General features: G+C 61.5%; 6 protein-coding genes. 3 read left to right on the forward strand and 3 right to left on the reverse strand.

Annotated elements, in window-relative coordinates:
- The coding region (locus tag EN914_RS19485) for a thioredoxin domain-containing protein (RefSeq protein ID WP_164778803.1) at positions 1 to 1,206 on the forward strand (1,206 nt) is incomplete at its 5' end.
- Between the two features lie 201 nt (positions 1,207 to 1,407).
- Here the strand turns inward: EN914_RS19485 and rho are convergent.
- The 3 genes from rho to hemE form a co-directional block, all read right to left on the reverse strand.
- Positions 1,408 to 2,673: a transcription termination factor Rho gene (gene rho, locus EN914_RS19495; protein WP_013528732.1), complete on the reverse strand. Its 1,266-nt coding sequence runs from the start codon at positions 2,671 to 2,673 to the stop codon at positions 1,408 to 1,410.
- Positions 2,674 to 2,902: 229 nt separating this feature from the next.
- Complete coding sequence (gene hemJ / locus EN914_RS19500) at positions 2,903 to 3,439, reverse strand: protoporphyrinogen oxidase HemJ (RefSeq protein WP_024504091.1); 537 nt, start codon at positions 3,437 to 3,439, stop codon at positions 2,903 to 2,905.
- Positions 3,439 to 4,470 carry a uroporphyrinogen decarboxylase gene (gene hemE, locus EN914_RS19505; RefSeq protein ID WP_024504092.1) on the reverse strand — a complete coding sequence of 344 codons (1,032 nt, stop codon included), beginning with the start codon at positions 4,468 to 4,470 and terminating at the stop codon, positions 3,439 to 3,441. Before hemE ends, hemJ begins: the two co-directional genes overlap by 1 nt.
- Positions 4,471 to 4,875: 405 nt before the next feature.
- Between hemE and EN914_RS19510 the strand changes: the two genes are divergently transcribed.
- The gene (locus tag EN914_RS19510) at positions 4,876 to 5,697 is read left to right on the forward strand and encodes a pyruvate, water dikinase regulatory protein (RefSeq protein ID WP_013528729.1); all 822 of its coding nucleotides are present in this window, start codon (positions 4,876 to 4,878) and stop codon (positions 5,695 to 5,697) included.
- 238 nt (positions 5,698 to 5,935) lie between these two features.
- Positions 5,936 to 6,473, forward strand: a 538-nt coding sequence (locus EN914_RS19515) for a Maf-like protein (protein ID WP_127389210.1), incomplete at its 3' end; no start/stop codon positions are given.

A 6,473-nucleotide genomic window follows, 5' to 3' on the forward strand; every position in this document is an offset into this window, starting at 1 on the left:
CTCTACGACAATGCCCAGCTCCTCCGCTTCTGCAACTGGGCCTATGCCGCAAGCGGCAATGAATTGTTCCGGGTGCGAATCGAAGAGACGATCGGCTGGCTGCTGCGCGAAATGCGCGTCGACGGCGGTGCCTTTGCCGCCAGTCTCGATGCCGACAGCGACGGCGAGGAAGGTCTGTTCTACACCTGGAGCCGCGACGAGATCGAAGCCGCCCTTGGCGACGATTCCGCATTGTTTTTCAAGCACTTCACGCTCTCCAACCCGCATGGCTGGGAAGGCAAGCCGGTCGTCCACCAAACGCTGTCTCAGCAATTGCAATATGTGATCCACCGCGAAGAGATCAGCGCGCTCAAGGCGAAACTCCTTGCTGTCCGGGAAGAGCGGGTTAGGCCCGGCCTTGACGCAAAGACCCTCATCGACTGGAACGGCCAGATGATCGCAGCGCTTGCCGAGGCCGGCCGGGCGCTGGCGCGGCCTGACTGGATCGATGCGGCGGCAAAGGCCTTTGCCTATATCAGCTCTGGCAGCCGCGACGGCCGTTTGCCGCATTCGATGCTCGGCGCCAGAAAACTGTTCCCGGCTTTGTCCAGCGACTATGCCGCTATGACCAACGCCGCGATCTCGCTGTTCGAGGCCACCGGGGATTGGAGCTATGTCGACCAGGCCGGCCAGTTTGTCGGGCAGCTCGAGCATTGGCATGCCGACGCCGAGAAGACAGGTTACTACCTGACTGCTTCCGACAGCACCGACGTGCCGATCCGCATCCGCGGCGATGTCGACGAAGCCATTCCGTCCGCCACCGGCCAGATCATCGAGGCGCTGGTCAGGCTCGCCTCCGTCACCGGCAATCTCGAGCTGCAGGAGAGAGCCTGGCACGTCGCCGAGCATGCCGCCGGCCGCGCGACGCAGCAGGCCTATGGCCAGGCCGGCATCGTCAATGCCTGCGCGCTGGCGATCGAGCCGCTCAAGCTGGTGTTGGTGGATGAGTTCACAGATCCAAAGCTCGTTCCGGTTGCGAATCGAAACCCGGACCCGTGTCGCGTCGACATCGTCGTGCCGATCGGTACGGCAGCGAATCGACCCTTGCTGCCCGGTGGAATCCTGCCGCCGACCGACAAGGCAGGTGCATGGTTGTGTACGGGGCAGGTTTGTTTGCCGGCGGTGACGGATGCTGAAGAGCTCGAGCGATTGTTGCGACGGCGATAGTTTTGCTAACCGCCGGCGAGAGACGCCCCCTCTGGCCTACCGGCCATCTCCCCCTCAAGTGGGGAGATCGGCAGCTTCGCTGTTCCGCTCACCTTACGGCATTGATAATTGCCGAAAGCGACCAAGGGCGTAATCTCCCTCCTAGAGGGGGAATTGCCCGGCAGGGCAGAGGGGGGCGCGAAGGATCGCTACCCCATCCCCTTACGTGTTCATCGAATCGAAGAAATCCGCATTGGTCTTGGTCTGCTTCAGCTTGTCGATCAGGAACTCGATCGCGTCGGTGGTTCCCATCGGCGCCAGGATGCGGCGCAGCACGAAGATCTTTTGCAGGTCCTGCTTGGAAACCAGCAGGTCTTCCTTGCGGGTGCCGGACTTCAGGATGTCCATGGCCGGATAGATGCGCTTGTCGGCCACCTTACGGTCGAGCTGGATTTCGCAGTTGCCGGTGCCCTTGAACTCTTCGAAGATGACTTCGTCCATGCGGCTGCCGGTATCGATCAGCGCGGTGGCGATAATGGTCAGCGAACCGCCTTCCTCGATGTTGCGGGCGGCGCCGAAGAAGCGCTTCGGCCGCTGCAGCGCGTTGGCGTCGACACCACCGGTCAGCACCTTGCCGGATGACGGCACGACGGTGTTGTAGGCGCGGCCGAGACGGGTGATCGAATCGAGCAGGATGACGACGTCGCGGCCATGTTCGACCAGGCGCTTGGCCTTCTCGATGACCATTTCGGCGACCTGCACGTGGCGCACCGCCGGCTCGTCGAAGGTCGAGGAGATCACCTCTCCCTTCACCGAGCGCTGCATGTCGGTCACTTCTTCCGGCCGCTCGTCGATCAGCAGCACGATCAGATAGCATTCCGGGTGGTTGGCGGTGATCGAGTGGGCGATGTTCTGCATCAGAACCGTCTTGCCGGTACGCGGCTGCGCGTTGATCAAGGCGCGCTGTCCCTTGCCGATCGGCGCCACCAGGTCGATCACACGGGCCGATATGTCCTTGGTGGTGACATTCTCGATCTCCATCTTCAGCCGCTTGGTCGGATAGAGCGGCGTCAGATTGTCGAAGTGGATCTTGTGACGGATCTTCTCGGGATCGTCGAAATTGATAGTGTTGACCTTGAGCAGCGCGAAATAGCGCTCGCCCTCTTTCGGGCTGCGGATCGGCCCTTCGACAGTATCGCCGGTCTTCAGCGAAAAGCGCCGGATCTGCGACGGTGAAATATAGATGTCGTCGGGACCTGGCAGGTAATTGGCGTTGGCGGAGCGCAGGAAGCCGAAACCGTCCTGCAGCACCTCGACCACGCCATCACCGATGATCTCGATCTCCTGGGCGGCCAGCTTCTTCAGGATCGCAAACATCAGCTCCTGCTTGCGCATGACGCTGGCGTTTTCGACCTCGAGCGATTCGGCATAAGCGATCAGCTCTGGCGGTTTCTTGTTCTTGAACTCGGCGAGTTTCATTTCTTGCATAGACGGACCTTGAATAGATGGAGTCTGGGTAGGCTTTGGGAAAATATCGGCGGGATGCGACAAATGCCGGGCGCGGCCGAAAACAACGAGGGGCGGCGCATGACGGGAAGGAAGACCCGTCTTTTATCGTCGGTCGGGTGAAAGAGCAAGCTGCGTTTTGCATGGCCTATGAAGGCCTAAACGCATCAATGCCTGTCGCAGTCTCCTGGCCGTTTTTGAGCGACATGCATCAGAACGGCTTGACCACCACCAGGATGACGATTGCGATCATCAGCAATGTGGGGATCTCGTTGACCATCCGCCAGTGCCTGGCCGGTTTTTCATTACGGTCCTCGGCGAATTTGCGCACCGCGCCGGCCAGATAGCCATGAACGGCGGACAGCAAAAGCACCGCTCCGATCTTGGCGTGCAGCCAGCCGCCCTGGAAACCGAAACCCTTCCAGGCGAGCCACAGGCCGAACACCCAGGTGACGATCATCGCCGGGTTGATGATGCCGCGCAGCAGGCGCCGCTCCATCACCTTGAAGGTTTCCGACTGCACCGAGCCCTTCTCGGCATCGGTGTGGTAGACCAGCAGCCGCGGCAGATAGAGCATGCCCGCCATCCACGAGATGACGGCGAGGATATGGATCGCCTTGGCCCAGGGGTAAAAACTGTCGGGTGCCGCGAAATACAAAAGCGCGGTGAAAACGATCAGCACGGCGATACCTGATATCATGCGCATCATCGCCTGGCCGGTGCTGTTCGTGTTGTTCATCTGAGCCATCAGCGTGTCGCGCTCCGCACCTGTTTCACCATCGCCTCGACATGGGCGATCGGCGTCTCCGGCGTGATGCCGTGACCGAGGTTGAAGATCAGCGGCCCGTCTCCCAGCGCTCTCAGGATCGCCTCGACGCCATCCGACAGCGCCTTGCCGCCAGCCACGAGCCGCAAGGGATCGAGATTGCCCTGAACCGCACCCGAGCGCTGCAATTCCTTCGCCGCGATCAGGGGCACCGTCCAGTCGATCCCCAGCGCCGTCACGCCGGTCTTCTGTCGATAGGTCCGGTAGCGCGAACCGGCGCCCTTGGGAAAACCGATGATCGGGACATCGGGATAAACCGCCCGCACCCGGCCAACGATCTCGGCCATCGGCTGAACGCAGAACAAATCGAAAGTTTCATCGTCCAGCACGCCGGACCAGGAATCGAAAATCTGCACCACATCCGCGCCCGCCTCGATCTGGCGGATGAGATAGGCGGCCGAATGTTCGGCAAGCACCTTCAGCAATCGTTGAAAGGCCACCGGCTCGCGATAGGCAAAAAGCCGCGCCGGCGCCTGGTCGGGCGTGCCATGGCCGGCAATCATGTAGGTCGCCACCGTCCACGGCGCGCCGCAGAAGCCGATCAGGGTTGTCTCGTCGGGCAATTTGGCCCGCAACCGGCGAACCGTCTCGTAGACCGGTTCGAGATTCACGTGAAACACCTTGCCTTCCAGAGCCAGAATCTGCGGCGCGGTGATCGGCGTCAGCAGCGGCCCTCTGCCCTCTTCGAAACGGACGTCACGGCCAAGCGCATGCGGAACGACAAGGATATCGGAAAACAGGATCGAAGCATCGAAGCCGAAGCGCTCGATCGGTTGCAAGGTCACTTCGACGGCAAGGTCTGGATCATAGCAGAGATCGAGGAACGAGCCTGCTCGCCTGCGTGTCTCCCGATACTCCGGCAGATAACGCCCTGCCTGACGCATCATCCAGAGCGGAGGCGGAAAATGAGCCTTGCCCTTCAGGACATCCAGCATGATCCGGTTCTGGGGCATCGAGCGCTCGCTTCTCCCGGCCTCTTCTATAATCAAAGATTCTTATATCTAAGATTCTTCTGATTCTAAGAGTCTGTTGGTTCTGGTGATTGCCACCTGTCCCGCTTTGCCCCGGAAAACACCAGCCAACATATTGTCGCGTGCTTCTTTTTCCCTGATGTAGGGTTCTGGGGATAGGTCGGAATCGATCAATCGAGTCAAAGCGTTAGGCAGAGCGGTGAAAGGCAGGTCCTGTGGACGGACTGTAGGCGAAAAAAGCCGTCCCCAAACTTGTCCCCAGTCGCCCGACGAAGCTGACAGCGCATCGAATTGTGGACAAACTGCCATCTGATACAGTCGCCTCCGACCGACCCGTCTTTTCGTCCCGCTTTATCCACAGAAGCCCACAGCCCCAGGTGACCCCCTGTGAACAAACCCCAGAGCTTCTTCCATCTGCACCTGATTTCCGACGCGACCGGCGAAACGCTGCTCGCCGCCGGCCGGGCGGCTTCGGCGCAGTACAAGGATGCGCGCGCCATCGAGCATATCTATCCGCTCATCCGCACCGAAAAGCAGGTGGCGAAGGTGTTCGAGGACATCGAGGAAGAGCCGGGCATCATCCTCTATACGGTCGTGGACCAGAAGCTGGCGCGCGGCATCGACGAGCGCTGCGCGGCCATGGGCCTGCCCTGTGTGTCGGTGCTGGAGCCGGTGCTGACCGTGTTCCAGTCCTATCTCGGCACCCCCGCCGGCCGCCGCGTCGGCGCCCAGCATGTTCTCGACGCCGAATACTTCCGCCGCATCGATGCGCTCAATTTCACCATGGACCATGATGACGGCCAGCTGCCGCTCAACATGGACGATGCCGATGTCGTGCTGATCGGCATTTCTCGCACGTCGAAGACGCCGACCAGCATCTACCTCGCCAACCGCGGCATCAAGACCGCCAACATCCCGATCGTGCTCGGTGTGCCGGTGCCGGAAAGCCTGGTTGCCGCCAGCAAGCCGCTCATCGTCGGGCTGATCGCCACCGCCGAGCGCATCTCGCACGTCCGGCAAAACCGCATCCTCGGCAACAGCAGCTCGTATGAGGCATCAGACTATGTCGATCGCGCGGCGATCAGCGAAGAGCTCGCCTACGCCCGCAAGATCTGCACGCGGCATGGCTGGCCGATGATCGACGTCAGCCGCCGCTCGATCGAGGAAACGGCGGCGGCCATCGTTGCCCTGCGGGGGAAGAATAGATAGGGCAGGTAAGATAAGTGAGCACCAGCACCCCTCATCCGACCTCGCTTCGCGAGGCCACCTTCTCCCACAAGGGGAGAAGGAAGAACGTGGCACCGTCGTCTCCGCAAGATACCGCCAGTTGGCGATTTGCAGCGGCGTACGCGCGGGACTTCCCTTCTCCCCTTGTGGGAGAAGGTGGCCGAGCGAAGCTCGGTCGGATGAGGGGTGCGTGACGGAGCGCCAACATGGGTGAATCAGCATGACCGAAAAACTCATCCTCGCTTCCGGCAGTCCGTTCCGCAAGGCGATGCTGGTCAATGCCGGCGTCGATGTCGAGGCGGTGCCGGCCGATGTCGACGAGCGCGCGCTCGAGTCGCCTTTGCAGGATAGCGGCGTCTCGCCCGAGGACGTCGCCCTGGTGCTGGCCGAGGCTAAGGCGACCGAAGTCAGCGAGCGCAGGCCGGGCGCCCTGGTGCTGGGCTGCGACCAGACGCTGTCGCTCGGCGACGGGGTGTTCCACAAGCCGGCTGACATGGAGGGTGCCCGCCGTCATTTGCTGGCGCTGTCGGGCAAGACCCATCAGTTGAACAGCGCCGCCGTGCTGGTTCGCGACGGCAAGATTTTGTGGCGCCATGTCGGCATCGCTTCGATGACCATGCGCAAGCTCGACCCCGCCTTCATCGGCCGCCACCTCGCCCGCGTCGGCACCAAGGCGCTGGGAAGCGTCGGCGCCTATCAGATCGAAGGCGAAGGCATTCAATTGTTCGAGAAAATCGAGGGCGATCATTTCACCATTG

This window comes from Mesorhizobium sp. M7A.F.Ca.CA.001.08.2.1, from assembly GCF_003998455.1.
Lineage (GTDB): Bacteria > Pseudomonadota > Alphaproteobacteria > Rhizobiales > Rhizobiaceae > Mesorhizobium > Mesorhizobium ciceri.

Excerpts from the sequence above, each read along its gene's own strand:
- hemJ (WP_024504091.1), bottom strand. The coding sequence starts at position 3,439 with ATGGCTCAGATGAACAACACGAACAGCACCGGCCAGGCGATGATGCGC.
- rho (WP_013528732.1), bottom strand. The coding sequence starts at position 2,673 with ATGCAAGAAATGAAACTCGCCGAGTTCAAGAACAAGAAACCGCCAGAG.
- hemE (WP_024504092.1), bottom strand. The coding sequence starts at position 4,470 with ATGCCCCAGAACCGGATCATGCTGGATGTCCTGAAGGGCAAGGCTCAT.